Annotated in this window: 27 protein-coding genes and 1 pseudogene; 19 read left to right on the plus strand and 9 right to left on the minus strand. The window is 67.3% G+C overall.

Annotated features, from left to right (window positions below):
• The first annotated feature begins 681 nt into the window (after window positions 1–681).
• The gene (locus V1634_RS26910; protein WP_331210689.1) at window positions 682–1797 is read left to right on the plus strand and encodes a hypothetical protein; all 1116 of its coding nucleotides are present in this window, start codon (window positions 682–684) and stop codon (window positions 1795–1797) included.
• Window positions 1794–2732, plus strand: coding sequence for a hypothetical protein (locus V1634_RS26915; RefSeq protein ID WP_331210690.1), 939 nt, complete (start codon window positions 1794–1796; stop codon window positions 2730–2732). Before V1634_RS26910 ends, V1634_RS26915 begins: the two co-directional genes overlap by 4 nt.
• 15 nt (window positions 2733–2747) lie before the next feature.
• On the opposite strand, the gene V1634_RS26920 is transcribed toward V1634_RS26915, so the two are convergent.
• A complete protein-coding gene (locus V1634_RS26920; RefSeq protein WP_331210691.1) occupies window positions 2748–3410 on the minus strand; it encodes a 2OG-Fe(II) oxygenase in 663 nt (220 codons plus the stop codon).
• Window positions 3411–3976: 566 nt separating this feature from the next.
• On the minus strand, window positions 3977–4708 hold the full coding sequence (locus tag V1634_RS26925; protein ID WP_331210692.1) for a hypothetical protein: 732 nt from the start codon (window positions 4706–4708) through the stop codon (window positions 3977–3979).
• Window positions 4709–5187: 479 nt separating this feature from the next.
• On the opposite strand from V1634_RS26925, the gene V1634_RS26930 reads away from it, so the two are divergent.
• Window positions 5188–5910: an IS6 family transposase gene (locus V1634_RS26930; protein ID WP_331210720.1), complete on the plus strand. Its 723-nt coding sequence runs from the start codon at window positions 5188–5190 to the stop codon at window positions 5908–5910.
• Window positions 5911–6216: 306 nt separating this feature from the next.
• Here the strand turns inward: V1634_RS26930 and V1634_RS26935 are convergent, their stop codons facing one another.
• Window positions 6217–7035, minus strand: coding sequence for a phosphotransferase family protein (locus V1634_RS26935; RefSeq protein ID WP_331210693.1), 819 nt, complete (start codon window positions 7033–7035; stop codon window positions 6217–6219).
• 190 nt (window positions 7036–7225) lie between these two features.
• Window positions 7226–8053, minus strand: coding sequence for a hypothetical protein (locus V1634_RS26940; protein WP_331210694.1), 828 nt, complete (start codon window positions 8051–8053; stop codon window positions 7226–7228).
• Between the two features lie 40 nt (window positions 8054–8093).
• Between V1634_RS26940 and V1634_RS26945 the strand changes: the two genes are divergently transcribed.
• A complete protein-coding gene (locus V1634_RS26945; protein ID WP_331210695.1) occupies window positions 8094–8720 on the plus strand; it encodes a TetR/AcrR family transcriptional regulator in 627 nt (208 codons plus the stop codon).
• A gap of 242 nt (window positions 8721–8962) precedes the next feature.
• Here the strand turns inward: V1634_RS26945 and V1634_RS26950 are convergent, their stop codons facing one another.
• Window positions 8963–9418 carry a DUF1772 domain-containing protein gene (locus V1634_RS26950; protein WP_331210696.1) on the minus strand — a complete coding sequence of 152 codons (456 nt, stop codon included), beginning with the start codon at window positions 9416–9418 and terminating at the stop codon, window positions 8963–8965.
• 198 nt (window positions 9419–9616) lie between these two features.
• Here V1634_RS26950 and V1634_RS26955 point away from each other — a divergent pair, with 198 nt between their 5' ends.
• Window positions 9617–10237, plus strand: coding sequence for a TetR/AcrR family transcriptional regulator (locus V1634_RS26955; protein WP_331210697.1), 621 nt, complete (start codon window positions 9617–9619; stop codon window positions 10235–10237).
• 545 nt (window positions 10238–10782) lie between these two features.
• Here the strand turns inward: V1634_RS26955 and V1634_RS26960 are convergent.
• The 3 genes from V1634_RS26960 to V1634_RS26970 all read right to left on the minus strand — a co-directional run bounded on the left by V1634_RS26960 (window position 10783) and on the right by V1634_RS26970 (window position 12686).
• Window positions 10783–11421, minus strand: a complete 639-nt coding sequence (locus V1634_RS26960) for a hypothetical protein (protein ID WP_331210698.1) — start codon at window positions 11419–11421, stop codon at window positions 10783–10785.
• 18 nt (window positions 11422–11439) lie between these two features.
• A complete protein-coding gene (locus tag V1634_RS26965) occupies window positions 11440–11718 on the minus strand; it encodes a hypothetical protein (RefSeq protein ID WP_331210699.1) in 279 nt (92 codons plus the stop codon).
• A 179-nt stretch (window positions 11719–11897) separates the two neighbouring features.
• The gene (locus tag V1634_RS26970) at window positions 11898–12686 is read right to left on the minus strand and encodes a glycoside hydrolase family 11 protein (RefSeq protein ID WP_331210700.1); all 789 of its coding nucleotides are present in this window, start codon (window positions 12684–12686) and stop codon (window positions 11898–11900) included.
• A gap of 676 nt (window positions 12687–13362) precedes the next feature.
• Here V1634_RS26970 and V1634_RS35535 point away from each other — a divergent pair.
• A pseudogene (locus tag V1634_RS35535) lies at window positions 13363–13693 on the plus strand (site-specific integrase); the annotation flags it as partial.
• A gap of 476 nt (window positions 13694–14169) precedes the next feature.
• Window positions 14170–14748 (plus strand): hypothetical protein, encoded by a 579-nt coding sequence (locus V1634_RS26980; protein ID WP_331210702.1) that lies wholly within the window; start codon window positions 14170–14172, stop codon window positions 14746–14748.
• Window positions 14749–15219: 471 nt separating this feature from the next.
• On the opposite strand, the gene V1634_RS26985 is transcribed toward V1634_RS26980, so the two are convergent.
• Complete coding sequence (locus tag V1634_RS26985; RefSeq protein WP_331210703.1) at window positions 15220–16044, minus strand: GntR family transcriptional regulator; 825 nt, start codon at window positions 16042–16044, stop codon at window positions 15220–15222.
• 141 nt (window positions 16045–16185) lie between these two features.
• On the opposite strand from V1634_RS26985, the gene V1634_RS26990 reads away from it, so the two are divergent.
• The 12 genes from V1634_RS26990 to V1634_RS27045 all read left to right on the plus strand — a co-directional run.
• Entirely contained in the window at window positions 16186–16428 is a 243-nt protein-coding gene (locus tag V1634_RS26990) for a DUF6284 family protein (protein ID WP_331210704.1), read from the plus strand.
• A gap of 9 nt (window positions 16429–16437) precedes the next feature.
• Window positions 16438–16812, plus strand: a complete 375-nt coding sequence (locus V1634_RS26995; protein WP_331210705.1) for an RRQRL motif-containing zinc-binding protein — start codon at window positions 16438–16440, stop codon at window positions 16810–16812.
• On the plus strand, window positions 16809–17489 hold the full coding sequence (locus tag V1634_RS27000; protein ID WP_331210706.1) for an NUDIX domain-containing protein: 681 nt from the start codon (window positions 16809–16811) through the stop codon (window positions 17487–17489). Before V1634_RS26995 ends, V1634_RS27000 begins: the two co-directional genes overlap by 4 nt.
• Entirely contained in the window at window positions 17489–18322 is an 834-nt protein-coding gene (locus V1634_RS27005; RefSeq protein ID WP_331210707.1) for an ABC transporter permease, read from the plus strand. The genes V1634_RS27000 and V1634_RS27005 overlap by 1 nt, the downstream gene beginning before the upstream one ends.
• A 93-nt stretch (window positions 18323–18415) precedes the next feature.
• Window positions 18416–20563 carry a cell division protein FtsK gene (locus tag V1634_RS27010; protein WP_331210708.1) on the plus strand — a complete coding sequence of 716 codons (2148 nt, stop codon included), beginning with the start codon at window positions 18416–18418 and terminating at the stop codon, window positions 20561–20563.
• 137 nt (window positions 20564–20700) lie between these two features.
• A complete protein-coding gene (locus V1634_RS27015; protein ID WP_331210709.1) occupies window positions 20701–20976 on the plus strand; it encodes a hypothetical protein in 276 nt (91 codons plus the stop codon).
• Between the two features lie 80 nt (window positions 20977–21056).
• Complete coding sequence (locus V1634_RS27020; protein ID WP_407951861.1) at window positions 21057–21266, plus strand: hypothetical protein; 210 nt, start codon at window positions 21057–21059, stop codon at window positions 21264–21266.
• The gene (locus V1634_RS27025) at window positions 21263–21601 is read left to right on the plus strand and encodes a hypothetical protein (RefSeq protein WP_331210711.1); all 339 of its coding nucleotides are present in this window, start codon (window positions 21263–21265) and stop codon (window positions 21599–21601) included. The genes V1634_RS27020 and V1634_RS27025 overlap by 4 nt, the downstream gene beginning before the upstream one ends.
• Window positions 21602–21769: 168 nt before the next feature.
• A complete protein-coding gene (locus V1634_RS27030) occupies window positions 21770–22651 on the plus strand; it encodes a bifunctional DNA primase/polymerase (RefSeq protein WP_331210712.1) in 882 nt (293 codons plus the stop codon).
• Window positions 22648–23361, plus strand: coding sequence for a DNA cytosine methyltransferase (locus V1634_RS27035; RefSeq protein ID WP_331210713.1), 714 nt, complete (start codon window positions 22648–22650; stop codon window positions 23359–23361). The genes V1634_RS27030 and V1634_RS27035 overlap by 4 nt, the downstream gene beginning before the upstream one ends.
• Before the next feature lie 4 nt (window positions 23362–23365).
• A complete protein-coding gene (locus V1634_RS27040) occupies window positions 23366–24694 on the plus strand; it encodes a DUF3631 domain-containing protein (RefSeq protein WP_331210721.1) in 1329 nt (442 codons plus the stop codon).
• 182 nt (window positions 24695–24876) lie between these two features.
• Window positions 24877–25054 (plus strand): helix-turn-helix domain-containing protein (locus V1634_RS27045; protein WP_331210722.1); only part of this gene is annotated, 178 nt, incomplete at its 3' end.

Raw genomic sequence — 25054 nt, forward strand, 5'->3', positions numbered from 1 at the left:
CCACCGAGCTGCGGGTTAGCTTACTTAGGCTGCCTACATAACGATCTGGTCGCCGACCGACGGCGAGAGAGCGGATGATGCACGAGGCCTTGCATGGCGACTGGCGTCTGCGTGCCGTCGGAGGGCCGGTGCCGGACATCCTCGTGGGACGGCAGGTAGCTGGCTCAGGTGCCCGGCAGCACCACCTTGACCTGATGGTTGCGGGCCTCAACGCCGCCTGAGCAGCGCGGACGGAGATTTCGGCACCCGCAGGCGCCAGCGCGGTGCGGCGAGCACGCGTACGAGATCGCCGTTTAGATTTCGGACACGGTACGCCATCAACAGCATCTCCTGGCAGCCAACCATCCGATCTCACCGCTCTCGAATGCCTGCCGCCGATGCACGGACCTGCCTCCTCCTCCGGGCCGACCAGCTGGCCGAGGGGCCGGTCAGGGTCGCCCGTCTCCCCCACCGCTCGCCGATCAACCCACCGACCGCAATTCCACGAGGTCCCACCGGACCTCCGAGCCATCGACAGCCGCTACGACATCGGGCTCCATTCTCGGACCGGCCCGCGGGCCGCCCGCACTCACCCAATCGCCCAACTCACCAATGGCTGAGGAATAACCGAAAGGACGATGGGAGCCGATTTCAAGGGACAGAGAGACCGCTAAGCTGCCCCTACCGGGAAGGCGGTCTGACATGGCTGACGGTGAAGGGCACGATGAGCTGTCCGAGTCGATGCTCGCCGCACTGGCGGCTGACGATCGACTTCTGCAGGAGAACGAGCGCACACTGCTGCGGTCCATCGTGGCCAGGCTGTTGGCCGAGCACGGTGCCACAGCTGCCCGATCCGCTGTGGACGCCGCGGGAAGGGTGATCGGCGAGCGCCTCACGGAGCAGTTGGGCCGGGCGGTGGCGGAGAGAGTCGTCGAGCAGTCCCTGGAGCCGGACCCGGAGCTGGTCCCCGTGCACCCGGTCGATCCGCCGCCGTCGATTCCACCGGTCTTTCCTGACCCGGCGCCGCCCAACCCGCCGCATCCCCCGATCCCGGCGCCGCCCAACCCCTACCCGGGGCCGGCGCCGTTCGAGCCACCCGGGCCATACCCGATACCCCCATACCCGGCGCCGGCGCCTTGGCCGATGCCTCCGTTCTCCACGCCGCAGGACCTGCCCGGCGAGGTCGGGCCGCCGCAGGACAACTGGCTCGGGTTGGAGAATGCTCCGGGCGAGCTGACGATTCCCGTGCACTTCACGGTGTTGCGGGAGCTCCTCGGCGAGCAGGAGATCGCTGAGACACACGCCTGGGCACGCGACCATCAAGACCGCTTTGTCGAAGAGACCGTGGTCGCCGCGACCGGTGAGCCCGTCGAGACGGCGCAGACTGTCCGCGTCCTCGACGACCTCGGTGATCTCGGTGCCCGCATCGCGGCGCGTACGCTTGAGCGGCTTCCGGCGACCAGGGCGTACGTGCAGGCGGCAGAGTCCGTCTCCCTGCGGCTCGTCGAGGCCCGACCAGGCACGGCAATCGACGTCCGGCCCCCCACTTCCGGTGGCCGATTGGGATTCGTGTTGTTCCTCGGGACCGCCGACGCCGCGTTGGTCGACATCTACGAGGGGCGCGAGGCGGCCGGTGTCACGCTTGGCCGGGCAGCGGAGGCCGCCCCGGTCTCGGTCGCCACCGAGGCGAACGCCGCGGTCGTATTCCCTGCCCCGTTGACAGCCGTGCCCCGGCTGCCGGCGCCGGTTCAGGCACCACCGGCGGAGGATGCATCGGAGCCGGTGCTCGTGATCGTCGGGCATCTCGGCTCGGCATGACCGCACATCCGTGGTACCCCGATCCGCAGTCGACACCGGCCGCCTCGTTCGCTTACGCCTGCTTCCTGGATGAGCAGCCCGTCTACACCTGCCCGTGGCCACTGGGCGCGCTGCCCACCGGGATCGCCGAAGTGCAGCCGGCGGCAGGGCTGACGATGTGCGACGCACGCGACCTCGGGCTCGGCGAGGCGTTCCGGTCCGGCCCGGTCGCATTCACCGCCGACCCGGGAGCACTGCCGTACTGGCTCGGCCGGGAGGGGCACGCGGCGGTACAGGCGTTGATGGACGGAACGGCGGCGTCGCTGCCGGAGCGCTGGCGCACCCTACTGGTGGCGGCTGGCCTGGCCATCCCGTCCGGCGACCCGCGCCCGTGGTGGCCGGCGCCGTCGATTCACCCGATAGAAATACGCCATCCGGACTCATCTGCCGTACTACGTAACCTGGTCCATCCGTTTCACCTTGGCGTACTGCGCCTACACGTCCGGCGGCTCCTGCGGATGGGGAAGATGCGCGACGGCGACGGTCAGTCCCCTCTGCGCTGGGTGAAGCACGCGGAGCCGGTCGCCGCCTGGGTGCACCGCCATCTCGCCGGCCGCGTGTCCGAAGCGGCAGGCGAGCCGCTGAAGCCGTCCTACGTGTACACCGCCACCTACCACGATCGCGCCGAGCTGCCCATACACGTCGACCGGGAACAATGCCGATACACGGTCTCCCTCTGCGTCGACTGCCTCCCGGAGCTTCCCGGCGAAATTCCATGGCCGCTGTTGCTGCAACCTCCGGGCGCGCGGATACAGGTGTACCAGAAGCTGGGCGACGGTCTGCTCTTCGGCGGGCAGAACATAGCCCACGGGCGGCCGAGGATGCCTGCGGGCCTGGTCTTCACCACCATGCTGTTCCACTTTGTCGCCGCGGACTTCGACGGCTCCCTGACCTGACCGTTGCCAGCGCGCCTACGATGGCGCCAAGTACCAGCCGTTGACCGTGAACCGGCTGTCGACGAACAGCCCGGACGGGCACCTGACCGTCTCGATCTCGTGCTGGAGGGTCGGCAGAAAGAACACCACCTGGTTCTGGCGGGGCACCACCTCGACGGTTTGCCCACCACCGAAGACCCGCAGCCTCCCCCCGGTGAACCGCGCCGGCTCGCGGTGGAAGAAGTACACATAAGTCAGCTTCCTGGCCGCCACCGACTCATGTGCGTTGTCGGTGTGCGCATGGAAGTAGTCGCCATCGTTGCTGGCGGTGATCTGCATCTCGATGCCCCGCACCGGCACCACCGGATGCCCGAGGCGCCCGCAAACGTGCGGGAGGACCGAGATCAGCCGCTGCTCGAAGAGGGCGCGCAGCGGCCCCGGCGTGTAGAGCACCGTCGATCGGCGAGAATGCCTGTCGAACCGGCCACGCTTGCCCACCGCGGAGATGACCCCGCTGCTCGCGAACTGCGCCTCCTTCCGGAGGACCCACTCGACGAGGGAATCCAACTCGGGACGCGCGAGAAACTCGTCAAGCGTCACCACACCGGGCCGCGACGTCCGGTGAGCGGGCAACCCATTTCGGCGCGCCGCGGCGATAGCGTCGATCAGCGGAGCGGATGCTCGTCTCACTTGCGGCATTCACAGACGCTACACGACCGATCGAAACCCCTTCCAGATCACGAGGTGGTCGACTGTTCACCACCGAGGTGACCGCCGCAGGGAGTCAAGGTCTGCTGGTGGTGTCGAGGTACGCAAGCGACCGCGGTTCTGGCAACCAACCGCTCGCTGGCAGGGGTGTGATGCCCGAAACGCGCCGTACTGGGCCGCCGGCCAGGAGTCACCGGGCGCAGCGTCGCGACGGGCGGCCTGGTCCTCAGCTGCTTGGCGGTGCTGGTGGTGATCGCGTTCGCAGCCGGAGTCACCACGTTCCTCAACGAGGAGAACGCGGTGAACTGGCTACGACCGGGTTGAGCAGATGCGCGACGGTCTTTCCGCGGGACAGCCGAGATTCGCAGATGGAACCTCTTCAACCTGCACCGCGAGGGCAGGCACCGATCTCTGCGGCATGGGGCCGGCTGCGAGCCGCAGGCCGCCGGGCGGACGCCCTTGGCCGGCGGGCACGTCGCTCGGCGTAGGCCAGATCCGTCCAACCGGTCGGGCCGTGCCCGACGCGGTCGACCGCCGGGTTCGTCGACGCGGTTCCGTCAGAGGTAGTACCGCCTGCCCCAGTTGACAGTCGAGGAGGCGCGGTCGTTCCATCCGTACTCGCTGAGGTGGTAGTACGTCCGGCCTGCCCGTAGGTACAGGGTGGAGCCCGTCCAGCCGGCGTGTTCCCAGAGGCTGATATCCCAACGGCACCAGTTGACCGAGGAGATGATGTCGTTCCAGTCGCCCGTTCCCAAGAACCCGCGTGGCACGCGGCTGAGATCCCGCCAGCCGTATCCCGGCCTGTTGGTCAGTGAGTCCCCACCCTGGGAGTCGTGCTCGGAGTAGACCGAGTATTCGGGAAGCGAGTCTGGGTTGGTGGTGCCGATGTCATCCCAGCCCAGGGTGCCCAGGTGCCTGTGGAGTCCCTCCATGCTTGTGAAGCTGTAGAGGACCGGGTTCTTCCGGACGTCGACGCCCGGGGTGGAATAGAGCGGCCGACCGTCGAATTCACGTACCGCCTGGGGCTCGTTGAGCTCGCCGTCGATCATCACCATCATGTGCGGCGGCCGGTGCGGCTGCGGTGGCGGTGGCGGTGGCGGCAGACTTTCTCCGTCGTCTGCCCTCATGAGCGGCACCGGGCTGTCCTGAAGGAGACGAGGCGTTGCGCTCGCCAGTTTCTCCACCATCGCGTCGAACGATTCGATGCCGGCGTCGGCGAGCGCCTCACGTACGCTCTCGATTCTGGCGTGCCGCGCCGATTCGGGGCCTCGCTGGACGGGTCTGGCCATGGCTCTCCCCTACTCTTGTGGATCGCCAGACCTGCCTGTGCGCGACGGTGTGATGGTCACGCGAATCAGTCTGGCGGGACTGCCTGGTCGCAGTAGTGACGGGATGGACGGATGCCGGCTACGCCGATCGGAAGGACGGCGCCTTCCCGCGAACGACGGGAACGGGACGCTGTCGGCATCCTCGGCGGGCCTGGGAGGTACTGCTCGGAGCATAGGAACTCCAGGACAGACGGTACCATCACAACTACTCTAAGTAAGGATCGTGTCAGATTGGCGGCTGTGGCTTGCCCCCGCACGGACCGCGACGGCCGGTCGCTCTGTCTGAAGATGAGAGGGGCGAGCAGCCGCCGTGGAGCGTCCCGGACGAGTTGTGGGCCGAGATCGACCACTCCTATCAGCTCTTCGTCATCAAGCGCCGAGCGGAGAGGGTCTGTTGTGGTGGGCGAGAGGCAGGTCGGCTACTGATGTGATCAGCTGCGCTGAAGAGGTCGGCTGCTCCTTCCCGGTCCTGGTCTCCGCCGTCGTCGGCGTTCGCCGGGTTCCGATTCCCACCCGGGGTGATCGTTCTCGCGGTCCGCTGGTACCTCCGGTTCAACCTCTCGTACCGTGACGTCGAGGAACTCCTGGCCGAACGCGGGGTCGAGGTTGATCACGTCACCGTCTACCGGTGGATGCAGCGGTTCATCCCGCTACTGGCCGACGCCGCCCTGTTCTGTCGTCACGCACCGGGCGACCGGTGGTTCGTCGACGAGACCTACGTCAAAGTCAACGGGCTCTGGCGCTACGTCTACCGGGCCGTCGATCAGCACGCGCAGGTCATCGACGTGCTCGTATCACCCCGTCGGGACTCCGCCACGGCCCGACGGTTCTTCCGCAGGGCGCTGGCCACGCTGAAGGTCACACCGACCGAGGTGGTCACCGACGCCGCCCCCGGCCACCCCGGTGTGCTTGACGAACTGATGCCGTCGGCGTGGCACCACGTCGAGCGGTACGCCAACAACCCGATCGAAGCTGACCACAGCCGCCTCAAGCACCGACTGGAACCGATGCGCGGACTCCGCACCGACCGGACAGCCCAAGTGATCATGACCGGACACGCCTTCGTCCAGAACCTCCGCCGAGGACACTACGAACCCGCCACCGACACCCCACCCTCAGGCCGGGTCGCCTCAGCATTCACCGAGTTGGCCCAGGCGATCTGACCTGAACTGCCAACGCGGCTGACCGCGCCCGTCAAACCGCAAACGCAACAGCCCTCGCCGACGTGCTCAGCACCTGACAGACAGCCCGGTACCCGGGCAGATCCCTCAAACAGCCAGTACGACCTGCGGTGACGACGACGCCGCATTCCCACATTTGCAAGCAAGCACTGGGTTCACCTCGTCAAGATCGAAATCACTTCATGCAGCCCTCCGTGCGCCCCACTTGCAGCCCATAGCCGTCACGCTTCGTGACCGGCCCGCCGTGCCAGTCGGCGCCCGGATCTGCCGATGACGGGGCTCGGTAACTTACTGGGCCGCCTTCCGGAGTTCGCTCAGCCACTCGACGCCGAGGCTGTGGCCGTCGGGGAACTGGTCGTCGCGATCCCAGCGCCAGGTAGTGATCATCGCCAGCATGAGGGTCCGGCAATCTCGGAGCAGGTGGTGATCGACGCCTGGGTAGAGGTCTCCGACCTCGTCGGGTGCGTGGGCAAGGTCGAACTCGATCGGCCCCCGGCAGCACGTCTCGAAGTCGATGAAGAGCAGGCCGATCGGGGTCGAGAGCAGGTTGCCCGGATGAGGTTCGCCGTGCAGGAGTTGTTCAGGTCGGCCGCTATCGCTGACCGCTCGGCGCAGGCGGTCCAACGTGCCGGCGAGAAAGATCCGGTCCGCCTCGGCCAGCTTCGGCGTCCGGTCGTGGTCCGCCACGAGCGTTTGGGCCTCGGAAACCCGATCCGTGAAGTGCGGGGTGGGAAGGTCGACCCGGCGCATTCCGGCGTGCAGACGCTCGAGCGCTCTGGCGTAGTCCGCGGGTGAGATCGCTTGAGTAGTCACCGGCTCGTAATAGGTCCACAGAGTGACCACGTAGTCGTCCCAGACGAAGACCTCGGGCGCTTCCAGCGCGGCCACCGGGCTCCCGACCTCGAACAGTCGCTTAGCGGTATCCACTTCAAGCTGGGCGCACTGGTGCGCCGCCGGTGCCACCTGTGCCAGCACATCGCAGGGCTGCAGACGCAGGGTGAGCTTGTTCGAGTTGTGCAGGACGGCCGCGTCGTAGGCGGTCAGGCCGAGCGATGAGGCGATCGACATGGCTGCCCGTGTTGCCCGCTGGGCCGCATTCGCCTGCATCGGAGCACCGTAGCTCAGCGCTTTCGGCGTAGCAGCCGTAATTCGGTCTCCACTAGAGCGGCGGCGACGGCGACGGCGACCACACCCGAATCTGCCGCCGACCGTGCGCGACACCATCGGCCGTAGCCGTCACGCTCCGCAACCGGCCTTCCGGACCGGCCGACGTCCGGAACTGCCGATGAGCGGATGTCTATGCCTGCGCGCTCTCCGGCGGTTCGACGCGCTGCTGTGCTGGATGGCGACGCTGGCCGTCGGGTAGATCGGCCTGCCGATGGTCTGATCGAAATGACTCAACGGGACCGGTGCGTCGGTTATTCGGTATCGCCTGGATGGGAACGGATGGCGGGCGGATCAGGGTGATGCCGTAGGCGACGACCCACACGACCCAGATTAGCCAGCCGACAAGGCCGAGGAGACCGACCGTACCGGGGTCGTCGATGGCCAGAGGGCTCAGCACGGCCGAGCCGAACTGGAGTGCGGCGGCAAGCAAACCGATCCCGCTGTGCCAGCGGCGGATCAGGCCGGCGCGTCGGCCGCTGATGGACAGGCCGGTCATGGCCAGTGCCAGGAAGGTGCCGTTGAAGATGAACAGCGCGTTGTGTAATGCCCAGAGTCCGGCGATCGTGCTGCTGTCCTGCGCGGTCGTTGACGCGAGCGCGAGCCGGGTGGCCATCACGCCGGTGAAGGTGATGTTCTGCATGATCACCCCGGCGAACCCGACCACGGACCAGGCTGTGCCTTGCTCGAGGTCGGAACGCCACAGCACGGAGACCGCGCCGGCGCCGAACAGGGTGGCCAGCACCCAGGCGATCGGGGCGAGTGCTGACGCGAGGCCGACGGTGTTCTGTTGGGTGGTGAAAAACTGGACAACGTCGTTGGTCTCAGCGCCGGTGTGGGGCAGGCCGGCTGGCACCAGGAAGGCGTTGGTGGAGGCGATCAGGATGGCGAAGCCGAGTCCGGCGAGTCCGGCGATCCGCGAGAACGTCCAGGTGCTTCCGACGCCGAGTTTACGCAACATACATTCAATATAGGGCCCGAAAACTGAAGGAGGCAAGCCATTGACCGCCGAGACAGGCAGGCGGAGGTACGAATCACTGCGCCGGGTGACGCAAGCGGCAGAGACAAGGGGTGAGATCGCCAGCGCCGCTCGTCGACTGTTCTTCTCCCGCGGCTGGGCGGCGACCACGGTACGTGACGTGGCACGGGAGGCGGGGGTCTCGGTGCCGACCGTCTACGCGGTGTACGGGAACAAGACCGGGCTGATCCAGGCCCTGGCCGACGCAGCAGACATCGCCGCAAATCCATCGCAGTCGCTCGCCGAACTGGAAGGGGCCGAGAACGATCCGGTGCGGCAGCTCGCGGCGATGGCCGGCTACGACCGGCGGCTCTTCGAGCGTGCCGGTGACATCATCGCGCTCGTACGCGAGGCGGGCCGCACCGAGCCTGCGCTGGCGAGCGTCTACCGCGACGGCCGTCAGCGGGGGGACGAGACCAGGATCCAGGTGTTCTCGTCGTGGCCGGGCGGCGTTCTCCGGCAAGGACTAGACATACGGTCGGCCGTCGATATCTATGCGGCGATCTGCAACATCGACGTCTACACCACACTGACCGGCGAACGCGGCTGGCAACCCGATCAAGTCGAGCGCTGGTGGACCGAGGCCCTGGCCCGCGAACTCCTGACCTGAAGTGTCATGAGGCGCCTCATGACGGGCCGTCCTGGTACGGAAGATTACGAGGTAGACGACGACCACGAAGACCACGCCACCTCGTCCCACAGGCACCGCATCCAAAGCCAGGCGGGTACTGGCCGCGACTGACCGTCGGCAAGCCGGTCGCATTTGATCCGGTATCCGCTTCTGTAATCCCCTACACCACAACGGATCCCGTCAACTCACTTCACGTGGTCAACGGGTAACCCAACACTCTCTCAGCCGACCGTGGCGACCGAGAGAGCGACGAGCAGGAAGGCCGCGAGATAGGCCCACGAACGGTATCCCTGAAACCACTCCCAGCGGTTACGGCGCTCCTGCCAGCGTTCGGGAGGGGAATCCTTGTCCCAGCGCAGCGTCGACAGGTTGATCGGCACGTTCACGACCACGGTCGTGACGATGCCCGTGGCCCAGGCTGCGGCCGCAACCCAACGCAACACCTCGGGCAACCCCGCCCCATCAGGGCGGGCCGCGTAGCTGATAGCCAGGACGAGCGAAGCCGTCATCGCCACCGGCATCACAATGCCGAAGGTACGCAGCAGGCCCTGTTCGACCAGGATGTGGTCACGCGGCGCCAGACGCTTGACCACCGGATGCACAAAAGCATATGAACCGAACTCGGCGCACGCCGTGAACCCCAGCACGGCGACGGTGGCGAACATCAGCACGTCCATACCCGCTCCTCTCTCGTCGTAGCGGCCTGCGCGGCGCCAAGCCACATCGGCGAGCCGTGCCGCAGCATCCGCGACGTGACACCGCACATGGGAAGGCACGACAGGAGTCGGTCGCCGCGATGGCCGGTGCTCCCGCGGAGGTGGCTGATCGGCAGCGCACGCCGCGAAGATTATTGATTGATTGATAACATGTCAACCATGGGCCAGAAACGAGTCTCCTCGTCCCAGCGGCGTGCTTCCGTGCTCGCTGCGGCGATCCGGATCTTCGGCAGTAAGGGCTTCGCCGCAACCACCACGGCAGACATCGCCCGCGAGGCCGCCGTGAGCCAGCCCTACGTGGTGTCCCTGTTCGGCAGCAAAGACGCGCTCATCCGAGCCGCGATCGAGCACGCGCTCGACAGAGTGGTCGAGGTGTTCGAGCAGACGATCGACGACGACGCACCTGGCGACCTCGCACCGCGTATCGGTGTCGCCTACCTTCAACTGTTCAAGGAGCAGGGATTGCAACTCTGCCTCGCGCACGCCTTCACCGCCGGCACCGATCCGGAGATCGGGCCACTCGCCAGAGACGGCTTCCTCCGCGTCTACCGAGTGCTCGTCAACCGCGGCGATCTCACACCCGAACAAGCCAGTCAGACCCTCGCCGCCGGCATGATGGCCAACGTCATCCTCGGCTTACGTCTGGCCGACGGCTATGACCGTGAACCCGTAATACGCGAACTCCTCTCGGCGACCTACCCGAGCAATGTCGAGCTCCTCAGGACCGTCACCGGTGCCTACGATGGCGTCGCCCCTCTACAAGGTGAGGCCGGCGCTTGATCCGCTGGTGGGTCAGGTCAACGACGGGACGGTCGGATCGTTGGGCTGCAACTGCAGCGCCCGATGGGGCGCCGACCGTTGTGGTGACGCGAATGTTCATTGAGCGTCCTCACCCGGTCTGCCAAACCACGCATCCTCTTTCACCGAACGGGTGCTTCCCGACAACAGATGATCTGAGTCTCGACAATCCCAATCATCCCTGCCGGCAAGCCATCCGTTCCTCTCGTCTGGCGATGTTGCTTTCTCTACCTGCGGAGCCGGGCCTGACCCGCCGTGCAGGGGAGCAGCGCATCCGGCCATCCCGGCGTCCGGCGCTCACGCTGATCGAGTATCCGGATCTGCCACGATCCCGGTGCTGCCATCTCACGTCCACCAGTTACTCATTGTTGGCGGACGTGGGTGGCCGATCCGCCGCCGTCGTGCCGTCCCCAGCGCCTGGCCCGCGGAACCTCTGCACATCTCGCGTATCTGCCTCTGCATGAAGTTGGCTCCGGCAAGATTTTCGTAGCCGGAGATCGCCATGGCGTCCTGACCCGGTGACGGGCTCAGACTTCCTTATTGTCGACCCAGCGACAAAACGGGTCCGTGGTGTCCTCGTCGCCCATCTCGGCGGGCTCCGCCACGATCTCCAGCCCGGTCGCCGGGGCGGTGGCACCGAAGGTGCGGTGCAGCCAGTCCCGGTAGGGCGCATTGACGATCTCGTGGTCGGCGTCCCACGGCTCGGGCGGCGCGCTGAACTCCTCGTTCCAGCAAATCTCCCGGTAACCGATCGCCAGCAGCCGCAGAAAGTCGACCGCATCGTCGGCGAGCACACACGTCATCATCGAACCGCTGCCCGAACCGAGATGAACGATCCTCACCTGTCCCCGACCCTCGCGCCACAGCGCGGCCATCGAACCCTCGCCACCAGTCTGCGCGAACGGCCACAACCGTGCGGCCGCATCCGGGACCGACTCGTCGAACCAGGACCGTGCGTACGACAGGGTCTGCTCGGCGGTGTAGCCACGCAACTCGATCGAGGTGCCCACCCAGCCGTTGTCGCTCAACGAGCCGTACAGATCCCCGTCGTGCCCCTTCACCACGAAACCCTGCTCGTCGACCCAGGCGAAGAGCAGGCGCAGCGGCTCCGGCAGGTCGAATCCGTCCGGCACCCGGGCCAGCGTCGTCTTGAGGAAGTCACCCACGCCCGGCAGCGTACGAGATCACCTCGCCCTCCCACAGTCCCAGCCGCACTGCACGGTCGCCGACGTGCAGGGTGCCGCCGACCAACTGGCGACCTCGTCGTGCTCCGGGTTCCAACCGCTCAGCACTCCCGCGATCACCGAGGCGAAGGGCTCCTCGCCGGAGGCGTCCCGCCCGACCCAGCGGCCACCGTCGTAGTCGTAGGCCGACCGCCAGCCCTCGTCACCCGGAGCCGTCGGCACGATCGTCAGGGACCAGTCGCTGCGCCCGTCGAACAGCAGGCCACGGCCGTCGTCCACGACGAGGTGGACCGGCCCGGTGGTGAGATCGACCGGGTCACCGGGCCAGTGCCAGGCCAGCCGAGTCCAGCAACTTCATAGCATCCGGCACTCGGGGCCGCAGTCGACGGAACCCCTGTAGCCCGAATGCCCGGCGTTTCGTCACGGTGTCAGCCGCAGGGGGTGCCGTTGAGGGTTGGTCACCCGACAGCCTCCGCCGTGCTCGGCGGCGGAGTCGACGGCTCCGGTCCGGGGGTGCTGGCACTCGGCTGCGGACCCAAGACCTCGCTCACGGTGATGGTGGAACTGCCGCTGCTCTGGTAGGCCTCGGTGGCCAGAATCTGGTAATGGTGCGTGCCCAGTTGCAGACCGGACTGCCCCCACGCGTCGAAGTGGTTGCCGACGGTGATCGTGCCGCCGACGCGCTTCTGCCGCCGGACGCTCCAGTACTGGTAGAAGGTCGCGGTGCCGTCGATCGACGGCTGGTTCACCCGCCGGGTGCGGTAGATATCGTAGGTGCCGCCGTCGCTCTGGATCGTCCCGAGCCGGCTGGCGCCGGCGGTGGGAATCAAGGTTCCGAACGTCTCGACCACGTAGTACTCGATCAGCGGGTTGCGGGTCCAGCCGTACAGCGCCAGCCAGCTGTTGCCGTTGCTGCGCCAGGTGCCGGAGTAGGTGACCACTCGGCGGGCGCCGGGGTTCCAGCCCTTGCCCACGATCGTGTTGTTGGTGCCGCTGGCCCACTGGACCCGGTAGTTGCCGGCGGCGCCCAGCGTCATCGTGACGTTGCCGCTGTCCTTCCAGTACGAGAAGAAGTACCCGTTGTGCGTGCCCTCCTCGTTGGCGGTGACGATCCGGTCGGCTTCGGCGTGGGCGGTTCCGGCCACGGTCACCGCGGTCACGGCCAGCACGACGGCGCAGGCGCCACCGAGCAGCAGCCGCGCTCGGCCACCCCGCTGGCGCACCGGCCTGACGGGAATCTCGGTCATCTGTGCTCCTGCCTCGGCCGGCCGACCAATGTGGAAGTCCGAGAGCCGACCCAGTGATGAAGGCCGATGTCTGGGGATGAGTCACAGTATTCGGTTGAGTCCGCGACAGTGTCAACAACTTCCGGAAATCCCTCGGAAATTTCGGTCGGGTGTCATCGCAGGTTCCCGGCGCGGAACCAGGCGATGTAGTCGGCCACCCCGGCGGCGGTGTCGTAGTGGGGCTCGGATCCGGTGTCCTCGCGCAGGCGGGTGATGTCGAGCCAGGCCGGTGAGCGGTCCCCGGCCGAGGGGAGCTCGAACCGGAAACCGGGCTCGACGGACCGGATCGCGGCGATGACCTCGGCTTTGCTGGTGGCACGACCGGAGGCGACGTTGTACGCCGAGTGGTGCAGTTCGCCGGTGAGCTGCAGGAGCGCGAGGGCGCGGCCGGCGTCCCTGACGTAGAGAAGGTCGAGGGCGTCCTCGGCGCGGGGGCAGCACCATGAATCCGGACAGATCGGGTTCGATTGTGGTGCGCCGCGGCGTGTACGAGCGTCGAGGTGACGAAGAACGGGTCGGGCAGATGTCCGCCGGGTCCCCAGATGCCGGAGATCCGAGCGTTGACGATCTTTACGTCGGTCGCGGCCGACAGGTGCCCGGCAAGCAGTTCGAAGATCTTCTTGAACGTCGGGATGGCGTGGATGTGGTCCATCGAGATCGGCATGGTGCAGATAGCGGTGAGATCCTCGCCCTGCGCTGGGAGGACCTGGACCTCGCCGCCGAACGTCCCACTCTGACGATCTGCGGCACGCTGGTCTTCGTCAAGGGCAAGGGCTTCTTCCGACAACCCTGGACCAAGAGCGACGCCGGCTATCGGATGGTCGTGTTGCCCCGGTTCGCGGTCGGCATGCTGCTGTTCCCGCAAACTAGTCGCTGCCGACAATCCTCACGACGCGACCTTCGCCTCCCGACGCGGCACATGGCTCTCCCCCAACAACGTCCGTCGTCAGTGGCGCCAAGCCCGTTCAAGCCCCCGACGTCTCCGAGATCCTCGAACCCCTCGGAACCGACCTCGATGGCCAGCCCGAAGCTGTGAGCACCACGATGCACACGGATGACAAACCTGGTTGCCGACACCCGTAGACCCGGGGGGGTCGAGGGGAGGTTCAAAACTCCATAGACAAAGGTTAAAGCCCTGACCAACGTTTCCGCTGGTCAGGGCTTTCTGTCTGTCGGGACGGCCGGATTCGAACCGACGACCCCTTGACCCCCAGGCAACGATCATGCTATAAGCACCTGCCGTAACGCTGTCTTTCGCTGCTGCACCAGTCCCCCGCTGTCCGCCAACGTCCGGGGCTGTCTGCGTCGGTTGTCACTCAGTTCGTCACTCAGTCATGCCTACCTCACCCGAAAGAGCCACAAGGGACGTGCGGCGTTTACCCGCACCGCCACTAGCGTCCCGCGCCCATCTCAAGTAGTTGCAGAGCCTAGCTATGATCCCAGCGTGAAGGCTTTTGAGATCACTGCTACCCTTTTAGGCGCTCTGGCGTGGCCCATTGTGGCGCTCATTGTGATCTTCTTCCTCCGAACTCCACTACGCGATATCGCAACCAATCTCTCGGATCGCAGACCGCTAAAGCGAGCGAAGTTGGGTCCTGTAGAAGTGGAATGGGACTCTCTCGATGAAGCGCGAACTCAGGCCGCAACTGAAGACGCGACGAAACCCGATTCAGGCCCTAAGGTCAAACTAGAAGAACTAGCCGATGCATTTGAATTAGCCGAGTCACACCCCACGGCCGCTGTGATGCTCGCAGGCCAAAGGGTCGAGGCAGCGGTAGCCAAGGCGCTAAAGAGTAACGACATAACGCCCACCAGCTACAGCATGTACCACATGAGCCGAGCCATGCGCATGAACGGATTACTTTCGGACAGCAGCGTGAAAGTATTGAATAGCTTGCGCGAATTACGAAACCAGGTAATGCATGCCCACGATACAGAAGAAGCTGGCGTGACCCCGGCGCGGGCTGCCGATTACGTCGCTACCGCAGCACATTTTATTGAGACACTAAAGCGCCTAAGCTGAACAACCAACAACGATTACGACACAGGCAACTTGGACGACTTCAGGCACAATGCGGTCGGCAGGACTGGTGCGCTCGCAAAAGTCGCGCCTACCGCGCCAGTCCTCCACCGCCTCGTGACCATGCCACGATTCCCACTCAGCCGCTCACTCAGTCACCCGACGATTCGGGTCCGGTCAAGCCCACCGATCGCTGCTTGTATGCTCGAACATCGGTTGAAATTGAATCGAGCGTTGCGGTAGCTTGGTCCAACTCGCTCTGCAATCGATGAAGCACCTGGTTCCGTGCAGCGTTTATAAAACCGGTAGCATCCCCTGCATCAGACACTTCACTGGGTGGCACCCAAAAGCAATCCTCATCCGAGTATCGCATGAGCACATCGCGCGCCGTGAATAAGACATGATTGATTGCGGCACGTATCTCTGCATGAACGGCCGGGTCCCAGGACGGATCGGTTCCACCTTGGGTCATTGTCACGCCTCCCTCTCTGCCTGTCGGCGCGCTGCCGCTGACCAACGCTTGAGCGGGATAGCATACGACAGTTGCGTCCGGTCGCCCGGCATAACCGAGTCTGCGACCTCTACCACGCGCCCATCCGTATCAACCGATATCTTCCGTATCACCAGCACCGCCACGCCTGCATCGATGCCGAGTGCCTCCGCCTCGTCCGCTGAAGGTGGACGCGCCGTAACGTCTTCCACGATCCGGTCTAGCTCAATGCCGATCGTGAACAACTGATGCTGAGTACCGCCCGGCCAAGGCTCCTTTGTCACATCCAACAAATCAGGGTTGGCCGCAACAACATCATAGATCAGATATGAGTGCCCTAGTCCGAATGGGGCCGGCTCGTCTCGCGGACGAGTGCGGTACGTACGCTCAAGCAGTCTTGTTCCCACGTCTACCCCAAATGCATGAGCAAGATCCTGATCCGCTTCACACTCCGCATACTCCGCCGAGAACTCCAAGTCGGGCATCTCAAGCCCGGTATCCCGCTCGGTCGATCCGGTTCCGTAGCGCTTATTGAGGGGAAGCAGAACCCGATCCTTTTCCCATTGGTGACGCTCCGAGCTTCTCCTAACGCGCTGCCGGGGAATTCGGATAAAGGTGCCGTACCCGTGCCGCTTCTCGATCAGCCCTTCAGCGGCAAGAATGTCTAGCGCCTTGCGCATCGTGACGAGGCTGACACCGTACTCCTCCTTCAGCGCCGTCTCTGCGGGCAACTGCTGACCCGGCGCTAGCTGTCCCTCCTGGATCTTTCGTCGCAAGTCTGCTGCGATCCGGTCATACTTCGTCGCCACGGTAGTGCGCTCCCGTCCTTGGTCGAGTCCTGCCAAGTTTAAGTCCTCTGAAGCTCTTGACATCCGTCGAACGGGCACTAGTCTGAGTCCATCAGTCCTCTAGAGGGCCAGAGGACGAGAGCTAGTAGGAGGTCAGCCCAGATGGGCACGAGAGAGATCGACTCGCAGACAGACCCGACTCCCGCCGAGCTGGTTGCAATCGATCAGGAGTGGCCGCTGATCGCGGCTGAGCTTGACCTGCTCGATGCCGAGATCCTGATTCTGTCCGCTGTCGGCGGGCCGTCGCCGCTGGACTGGCGTCGCCTGCGGCGTGCCGAGCAGCGGGTGATGCGGGCTGCTGCCGCGATCGGTTCGCCGGTCGTGCCGACTCGGCTCGCCGCGTAGGTGCTGGTCATGAGCCGGATTCGTGCCGCGTTCTACGACCCGGAGGGCGCCCGATGGGGCATTCCGACCTGGTGGTGGAAGGGTGCTCCCGCCGGCTACGCCACGCGGCGTCAGTTGCGCGCTCGTGGCTTGCGGCCCGGTGGCCAGCCGGTCGCCGCTCAAATCCTCTGGGCCGGCGTCGGTGGCGTTCGTGCCGCGTACCTGTACCGGATTGATCTCGCGAAGCCGAAGCGGACCGCGACTCCCGCGCAGCTGCGCGCCATCCGGGCCGCGCTGCGCGCTCGCCGGACGTGCCCGACGTGCGGCGCCGTCCGCGACTACTGCATCCCGCGCTCGCTCGGTGAGTGCATCGACTGTGCCTACCCGCAGGAGGTAGCAGCATGACCCGCACCTTCACCCATCCCAGCGTGCTGACCGGCATCGCGGCCGGTGCAAGCTGGGCCGATCCGGAGATGGACCCGACCCGGATCGACTGGCCGACCCGGCAGGCCGCTGCCGCGATCCCGTTCCGGGTGGTCGACGGACGCCCAGTCAACCCGTGCGAGTCCACCAGCGTCCGCTACGGGCGCAACGAGTTGGGGCACTGGGGCGAGCAGGTCTGCGCCGATGCCCTGGTTGTCGCCACCGACGAGCACGGGCACCGGTTCATCGTGCTGGTCGAGCGGGCCGACGGGCACGGTTGGGCGCTGCCCGGCGGCTACGTCGACCCGGGCGAGGACCCGGCCGAAGCCGCCGTCCGGGAATTGGCCGAGGAAACCGGCCTGAACGTGGACCCCACGGACCCGTGGGTAACGACGCTGCCGGCCCGGTACGTGCCCGACCCGCGTGCCAGCGATGAGGCGTGGATGGTTACCGTCCCGACCCGCTTCGACCTGGGACCGTACGGCCGGCACAACCTTCCCCCGGTGATCGGTGCCGATGACGCGAAGCGCGCCGTATGGGTCTTCGCTGACACCTACTTCGAATTGCGCCGCGAACTGGCCACCACCTACGGCGGCACGGTGTTCGCCGCTCACCGGAACCTGCTCGCCGACACCCTCAGCAAAGGAGGGCATCTCTGATGACCACCCCCACGATGAACAGCGTCTACCCCCGCCCGGTCGCCGAATTGCTGCCGGCCGCGCGGGACCTGACCGAGCGCACGGGCGCCATCCCGTCGCGGAACCGGCTGATGAAGGAACTGCGGGTAGGTCGGGACAAGGCCAACGCCCTGCTGGACGCGTTGAACACCGACAGCGCCCCGCCCGCCGCCGACCCGATCAAGCCTTCGGAGGAGATGCCTCCCGCGCCGGTTGAGCCGGTCGCGGACACCCCGCCGGCCCCGGACACGGACCCGGACACGACCCGGACCACCGGGCCGGTTGAGCCGGTCGCAGAGGCTTCGGCACCGACGGCATCGGCGCTGCCTATCCCGTCCGTAGCCCCGGGGTCCAACATCACCACCACGCCCCGCCGGGCTACCGCGCCGGCTCGGCCGTGGGTGTTGCTGCTGCTGGCCGCGCCCGCGTTCGTGGCCATCTGGTCGGGGTGGGTCGGACTCGGCGGACTCACCGGGTTCGGGGTGGTCCATCCACTGCCGGGCATCTGGGACTCGTTCTCCCTCAACACGGCGATCACGCTGCCGATCGGGGTGGAGGCGTACGCCGCGTACGCGCTGCGGGCGTGGCTGTCCGGCAACGTGCCGGCCCGCGCCCGCCGGTTCGCCAAGTGGTCCGCGATCGGGTCGCTTCTGCTCGGCGCGCTCGGCCAGGTGGCCTATCACCTGATGGAGTCCGCCGGCATCACCGCCGCGCCGTGGTGGATCACCACCCTGGTTGCCTGCCTGCCCGTGGTCGTGCTCGGCATGGGCGCCGCCCTTGCCCACCTGCTGCACAGCACCGACGACGAAGCCTGATTCCGCCCGGCGGCACGGCCGATGGCCTGGAAACCGATGCCGTGCCGCCGGTCCCTCCGATCCGTCACCGAACCTCATGGAGGAACACCCATCATGACTTCCCCATCTGATGACCGCTTCGACTGGCGCGCCGCTGAGGCCGAACTGTCCAACGGCGCGGACGTGTTCGACCTGGACGACGCCCGCGCCCGTCGGGCACCCCGCCAGCAGGCCGGTTCCGACACGCACTTTGAGGCGACGCTCGACGACGCCCCGGCGCCGGGCGGCGCGCTGGTCGACGTGCCGCCGGCCGGGCCGTCCGGTCGCCGGCCGATCATTCCGACCGCGTTGCGCGGGTGGGCGAACCTCCGCGCGTCGGTACGGGATGCTGCCGGGCTGGCCGCGTACCGGGTCGGCTGGCACGCGGCCCGGTCGCCCTGGTACGCGATGCAGGCCGCGTTCTGGGCCACCGTCGGTACGTTCCGGCTCGCCGGCCGGCAACTGCGGTGGTGGTGGCTGTCGGAGCAGACCGGGCTACGGCAGGCCGCTGCCGATGCCGGGGACTGGCAGGCGTGGCACAAGCTTCACCGGGAGGTGAAGGCCACCCGCGCGTGGCGCGGCACCGTCCTGGCGGTGGAGGTGGTCGGCGCCGCCGTCGGTGGGCCGATCCTGTGGGCACTGTCGCCGTGGTGGGCACAGGTCGCCGTGGTCGGGCTCGCCGTTGCTGGGCTGGCCCGGGTCGGGCGGCCGGTGGACCGGCCGATCATCGCCCCGGCGACGGTGGCGGGCCGGTTCCGGCGGATCAACTCCGACATCGTGCTCCGCGCCTACTACGCCGCCGGGCTCGGGCATCCGGACAAGCCGCACCAGCAGGTCGCGTTCGGGTCGTCCATGGCGCGGGACACGTCCGGTACCGGTTCTCAGGTGTCGATCGACCTGCCGTACGGCAAGACGTTCGACGACGCGGTGAAGGCCCGAGGTGCGATCGCGTCCGGGCTGGATGTGGCGCTGTCTCAGGTGTTCATCAGCCGTGACCCGTCCAGCCACCGGCGGCACGTCCTGTGGGTGGCCGACCGTGACCCCCTGGCCGTCGGTGCCGGCCGGACGCCGCTGCTGCGGTGCAAGCCCACCGACATCTGGCAGCCTGCCCCGTTCGGCCTCGATGAGCGGGGGAACAAGGTCACGATCCCTCTCATGTGGACGTCGATGCTGATCGGCGCACAGCCCCGCCAGGGCAAGACGTTCGCCGCCCGCTCCCTCGCGCTCTACGGCGCGCTGGACCCGTACGTGAAGCTGACCGTCTTCGACGGTGGCGGCAAGCCCGACTGGCGCAAGTTCGCACTGGTCGCCGACCGGTGCGCGTTCGGGCTGGCGATCACCCGCGACGGTGACCCGGCAGAGCAACTCCTCGACGCGTTGCGGGAGTTGAAGGCGGACGTGCAGGACCGGTACGAACGGCTGTCCGCGCTGCCGGTCGACATCTGCCCGGAAGGCAAGCTGACCAGGGAAATCGCCCGTGACCCGAAGTACCGGATGCCGGTCCGCATGGTGATCCTGGACGAGTTCCAGGAGTACTTCGACCTGGGCGACCTGTCGAAGGAAATCGCGTCGCTGCTGGTCTACCTGGTCAAGGTCGCCCCGGCCGCCGGAGTGATCCTCATCGACGCCACCCAACGCCCGTCCGGCGTCGGCTCCGGCCAGGTCGCCCAGCAGTTCATCTCCTACCGCGACAACCACCAGGTCCGCTTCTCCCTGCGTACCGGCTCGTGGCAGGTGTCTGATCTGGTACTCGGGTCCGGTGCCTACTCCGAAGGACACGACAGCTCGACGCTGCTACCGACCTACAAGGGCGTAGGCATCCTGCGCGGCGCCACCGACGCCACGCCGACGGTGCGGACGTACCTGGCCGACCAGGAAGACGCCGAGAAGATCCTCATCGCCGCGCGGAAGCTGCGCGAGCAGGCCGGGACGCTGACCGGCATGGCGGCCGGGGAGACGGTCGCCCGGGAGGTTCGTGACGTGCTGGCCGACGTGCGGACCGTGATCCACCCGGGAGAGTCCGGCCTGACCTGGAACCGGCTCGCCGCCCGACTCGCCGAGCAGATGCCGGAGCACTACGCCGACATCACCCCGGCCGCGATCTCCGCCCAGTTGCGGGACCTGAATGTACGCAGCGTGAACATCAAGGATGCCGGACAGACGCTCAAGGGCGCCAAAACCGCCGACATCGACACCGCGATCCAGCGCCGTAAGTCCGCCTGACCGGGTAGCGGACCACCCGCTACCGGTAGCGCCGCCGCTACGTCACCCGCTACCAGCCCCACCAGGACACATATCCCCTGGTAGCGGGTGGCGCGGCCAGCCCTTCACACCCTGAAACCGGCCCCAGGAGGCTTCCCGTGCCCACCCTCGCCGCTACCGCTACCACCACAGCCATCCACGCCGCTCTATTGATCCTGTTTCTGGTGATCGTCACTGCCGGTTACGCCCTGGTGTGCTGGCTCTACCCGTTCGGCCCCTGCCGGCGCTGCCACGGCACCGGCAACCGACGCTCACTCATCGGCCGCCGACACTTCCGGCCCTGCCGACGCTGCGACGGCACCGGCCGGACCATCCGACCCGGCCGCCACGTCCTGAACTACCTGCGCGCCCTGCACGACAAGGGCACCCGATGAGCCGCCGGAACGCTCACCCCGACTGGTGTCCCCAGGACCACCGCTGCGGGCTCGCCGAGCACCGGTCAGAGGAAATCGTCGTGGACCTTCCCGGCCACGGCCGAGCCGTACTCACCCGCGTCGCCACCGACGCCGGTGGCGACCACGCCGAGATCCGTATCCGCGTCGCGCTGGTCAACGCCGAGCCGGCCGCACGCCGACAGCTTCACGCCATGCTGACCGACCTTCGCGCGCTGGTCACCCGCGCCGCGCTCGCCGGCCGCCCGACTTCCGGAAGGAATCCGCGATGATCCTGCAACGCGTCTGCGTCGAACTGACCTGCGACACCGCCGGCTGCGAAGACCCGTGGGGCGATGAGGGTACGCCGCACTTCACCAGCGACCGGGAAGCGATCACGCACGCCACGGCCGAGGGATGGACCTTCACCGGCGGCATCGCCCGGTGCTCCAACTGCACCGACCGGCATGTCTGCCTAACCAGTGGCCACCGGTGGCGCCCGTGGGAAACCGGCCAGATCAAGGCCAGCACACACCGGCGCCGTTGGTGTGAGCGCTGCTCCGACATGGAGTACAACCCGCCGCTTCCCGAGGTGCGCGCGCTGATCGCGGCGGCCCGGCCGAGGTGACCCGTGTACCGCGAGAGCGCCGGTCGGTGTAGGCACTGGATCGGCACCGACCGGCGGCACTGCCACTCCACAGACCGAGTGCGTGTGTTCCTGCCCGGTCCCCGATGCCCGCAGCACACCCCGGCGGCCATCGCCGGACGCACCACCCCTGATGAAGGGAGCAAACTCGTGTCTGACCTGCTTGAACCGGCTCTGCGGTACGCCGCGCAGGGCTGGCCAGTGTTCATGCTTACCCGGTCGAAACGACCCGTCGCCAACTGCGTCAACTGCCCGACCGGCGCACACGACCCGGATGACTGTGACTGCCTGACCTGCCACGGCTTCTATGCCGCGACCACGGACCCGCTACGGGTGGCCGGCATCGTCGCTGCTGTCCCTGGTGGGCAACTCGCGGTGCGGACCGGCGCCGCTTCCGGCCTGGTGGTGGTCGATGTCGACCCGCGCCATGGTGGCGACGACACCATGACCGCCCTGATCCGCGCAGGGCTGCTACCGCCCACCTTGCATGTGGTCACCGGGTCGGGTGGGCGGCACCTGTACTACCGGCATCCCGGACGACCGGTGCGGTGCAGCCAGGGCAAGCCCGGCGCAGGGCTCGGTCCGGGCATCGACGTGAAGGCCGACGGCGGGTATGTCGTGCTTCCGCCGTCGGTGCACCCGCGCACCGGCCGCCCGTACCAGTGGGTACCGGGTCGGCAGGTGGAGGAGATGCCTCCCGCGCTGGTCGCCGCGTGCGAACCGGCGCCGCCGGCACCCGCACCGACCGCCCCGGCCGGGCCGATCAGCACCCGCACGGCGGGAGGCATCTCCCATCCCGACCGGCTTCTAGCCGCGCACCTGCACGCGGTGACCAGCGCCCCGGAAGGCGCCCGCCGGACCACGCTCTACGGCGCCGCCCGTGGCGTGGCCCGGATGGTCGCCGCGCGCGCCATCGACCAGGCCGACGCCGTAGCCGCGCTGACCGACGCCGGTCGGCAGGCCGAGCAGACCGACCGGGACATCCGCGCCGCCATCCGTGGCGGGTTCCTCGCGGAGGGAGTGGCGGCATGACCGGCGAACCGCTGAACGTACTGGAGCTGTTCGCCGGCATCGGTGGCCTGTCCCTCGGTCTGCAACGGGCCGGAATGCGGATCGTCGGCCACGTCGAGATCAACCCGTTCTGCCGTGCCGTCCTGCACAAGCACTGGCCGGAGGTGCCCTGCCATGACGACGTACGCACCGCCACCACCTGGTGGCGCTCCAAGTCCCGGCCCCGCGTCGATGTCGTCGCGGGTGGCTACCCCTGCCAACCCGACTCAGTCGCTGGCCCCCGGCTCGCCACCGACGACCCCCGATGGTTGTGGCCGCACATGGCCGAGGTCATCGCTGACCTGCAACCCCGGTACGTCATCGGAGAGAACGTCCTCGGTCACCGCACCCGAGGACTCCGGTACGTCCTACGAGACCTGCAACGACTCGGATACGCCACCCATACCGGCATTGTCCGAGCTTGCGAGATGGGCGCCCCACACCCACGACCCCGCCTGTTCGTCCTGGCCCACGCCAACGGCCAGGGACGGCCCGCGCGGCGCTGGATGGAACCGGCCCGGTCGACCGCTGTCCGAACGGGCCGGTGGCCCGCTGAACCCGGAGTGGGTCGAGTGGTTGATGGGCTTCCCGGCCGGGTGGACCGAGTTACCGCCCTCGGAAACGCCGTCGTCCCCGCCGTCGCCGAGCACATCGGCCGCATCGTCCTTGACCACCACCAGACCGGCAGGTGAAGCCATGAACCAGCCCACAATTCCCACCGGCCGCCCCATCGACGGTGCGGCGATCCTGGACGACCTACACGCCTGCCTGACCCGGTACGTCATCCTCCCGTCGGCGGAAGCGGTTGACGCCGTGGTGTTGTGGGTTGCCGCAACGCACGCACAGACGGCATGGGCGCACGCACCCCGGCTGGTGATCCGGGCGCCGGAGAAGCGGTGCGGCAAGAGCCGACTGCTCGACATCGTGGAAGGCACCTGCCACAACCCACTGATCACCGTCAACGCCAGTCCGGCCGCCGTCTACCGCGCCATCGGCACCGACCACCCGCCGACCCTGCTGGTCGATGAGGCGGACACGATCTTTGGCGGGAAGAACGCCGAAGCGAACGAGGACCTACGCGGACTCCTAAACGCGGGACACCAGCGCAACCGGCCCGCGATCCGGTGGGACAACAACACGCACAGCCTGGAGAAGATCCCCACCTTCGCCATGGCCGCACTCGCCGGCATCGGCGCCATGCCCGACACCATCGAAGACCGCGCCGTAGTCGTCCGGATGCGTCGCCGGGCGCCAGGTGAGACGGTCGCGCCGTACCGGCACCGTCGCGACAGTCCCGCGCTACGTCGACTCGCCAAGCGGCTGACCGAATGGCTCGGCGCCAACCTGGCCGACCTGGAAGCCGCCGAACCGGCCATGCCGGTCGAAGACCGCGCCGCCGACACCTGGGAACCCCTCGTAGCCGTTGCCGACCTGGCCACCGGGACGTGGCCGCAACGCGCCCGCCTCGCGGTTACCACCCTCACCGCGGAATCCGACGAAGCCGGGAACGTCTCCAACCGCGTCCGGCTCCTGGCCGACATCCGCACCGCGTTCACCGTGCTCGGCGAACCGCCGGCCGCCCCGACCAACGAGTTGCTGACCGTGCTCAACGGCGACCCGGAAGCGCCCTGGGCCGACAGCGGACCATCCGGCCTGACCGGCAAGCGGCTCGGCGACATGCTCCGCGAGTTCGGCATCACGTCGACCACGCTCCGGTTCCCCGTCGGGCAGGCCAAGGGCTACACCCGCGACGCCTTCACCGACGCGTGGAACCGGTACTGCCCGACACCTACCCCCGGGGTATCCGTCCCATCCGTACCAAGCTCGTTTTCCCAGGTCATCCCTGGTACGGATTCCCTGCCTGGTACGGATCAAAGCGTACCGAGAACCCGACGTGATCACGCCCCTGGTACGCATCAATCCGTACCAGCCAACCAATCCGTACCAGCCCTGAGCAGCCAAAACGAGCTTGGTACGCATGGTACGCATACCCCCCGGCCACGCGTCACCGGACGCCCGGCGTGAATACCCGACCGGCCACCGAACCGACCCGCTCAGAAGCCCTGAGAGCACTTGGTCTATCCATGGACACCGACCGACCCGGGATCTTGCCGCTACGGGCCTCTCAGACCCCCTCCCAAACGCCCTGTGCCGTGTCGCACCCCGAACCCTCCGCAGACCACCATCCCAGCGGAAAGGCGCTCACGATGCACGTCAAGGCGCTCTATCGCGTCTCCGAAGCCATGTCGCTGCTCAGCATGAGCCGAACCGTCATCTACGAGCAGATGCGCGCCGGCCGACTCCGCTACGTCCGGCAGGGCACCGACCGGCGCATCCCCGCCAGCGCCATCACGGAGTACGTCGCGCTACTGGAACAGGAACACG

Origin of the sequence: Plantactinospora veratri (assembly GCF_036421995.1) — a bacterium.
GTDB lineage: Bacteria > Actinomycetota > Actinomycetes > Mycobacteriales > Micromonosporaceae > Plantactinospora > Plantactinospora veratri.

Excerpts from the sequence above, each read along its gene's own strand:
- V1634_RS26910 (WP_331210689.1), top strand. The coding sequence starts at position 682 with ATGGCTGACGGTGAAGGGCACGATGAGCTGTCCGAGTCGATGCTCGCC.
- V1634_RS26915 (WP_331210690.1), top strand. The coding sequence starts at position 1,794 with ATGACCGCACATCCGTGGTACCCCGATCCGCAGTCGACACCGGCCGCC.
- V1634_RS26920 (WP_331210691.1), bottom strand. The coding sequence starts at position 3,410 with ATGCCGCAAGTGAGACGAGCATCCGCTCCGCTGATCGACGCTATCGCC.
- V1634_RS26925 (WP_331210692.1), bottom strand. The coding sequence starts at position 4,708 with ATGGCCAGACCCGTCCAGCGAGGCCCCGAATCGGCGCGGCACGCCAGA.
- V1634_RS26935 (WP_331210693.1), bottom strand. The coding sequence starts at position 7,035 with ATGCAGGCGAATGCGGCCCAGCGGGCAACACGGGCAGCCATGTCGATC.
- V1634_RS26940 (WP_331210694.1), bottom strand. The coding sequence starts at position 8,053 with ATGTTGCGTAAACTCGGCGTCGGAAGCACCTGGACGTTCTCGCGGATC.
- V1634_RS26950 (WP_331210696.1), bottom strand. The coding sequence starts at position 9,418 with ATGGACGTGCTGATGTTCGCCACCGTCGCCGTGCTGGGGTTCACGGCG.
- V1634_RS26955 (WP_331210697.1), top strand. The coding sequence starts at position 9,617 with ATGGGCCAGAAACGAGTCTCCTCGTCCCAGCGGCGTGCTTCCGTGCTC.
- V1634_RS26970 (WP_331210700.1), bottom strand. The coding sequence starts at position 12,686 with ATGACCGAGATTCCCGTCAGGCCGGTGCGCCAGCGGGGTGGCCGAGCG.
- V1634_RS26990 (WP_331210704.1), top strand. The coding sequence starts at position 16,186 with ATGGGCACGAGAGAGATCGACTCGCAGACAGACCCGACTCCCGCCGAG.
- V1634_RS26995 (WP_331210705.1), top strand. The coding sequence starts at position 16,438 with ATGAGCCGGATTCGTGCCGCGTTCTACGACCCGGAGGGCGCCCGATGG.
- V1634_RS27000 (WP_331210706.1), top strand. The coding sequence starts at position 16,809 with ATGACCCGCACCTTCACCCATCCCAGCGTGCTGACCGGCATCGCGGCC.
- V1634_RS27005 (WP_331210707.1), top strand. The coding sequence starts at position 17,489 with ATGACCACCCCCACGATGAACAGCGTCTACCCCCGCCCGGTCGCCGAA.
- V1634_RS27010 (WP_331210708.1), top strand. The coding sequence starts at position 18,416 with ATGACTTCCCCATCTGATGACCGCTTCGACTGGCGCGCCGCTGAGGCC.
- V1634_RS27025 (WP_331210711.1), top strand. The coding sequence starts at position 21,263 with ATGATCCTGCAACGCGTCTGCGTCGAACTGACCTGCGACACCGCCGGC.
- V1634_RS27035 (WP_331210713.1), top strand. The coding sequence starts at position 22,648 with ATGACCGGCGAACCGCTGAACGTACTGGAGCTGTTCGCCGGCATCGGT.
- V1634_RS27040 (WP_331210721.1), top strand. The coding sequence starts at position 23,366 with ATGAACCAGCCCACAATTCCCACCGGCCGCCCCATCGACGGTGCGGCG.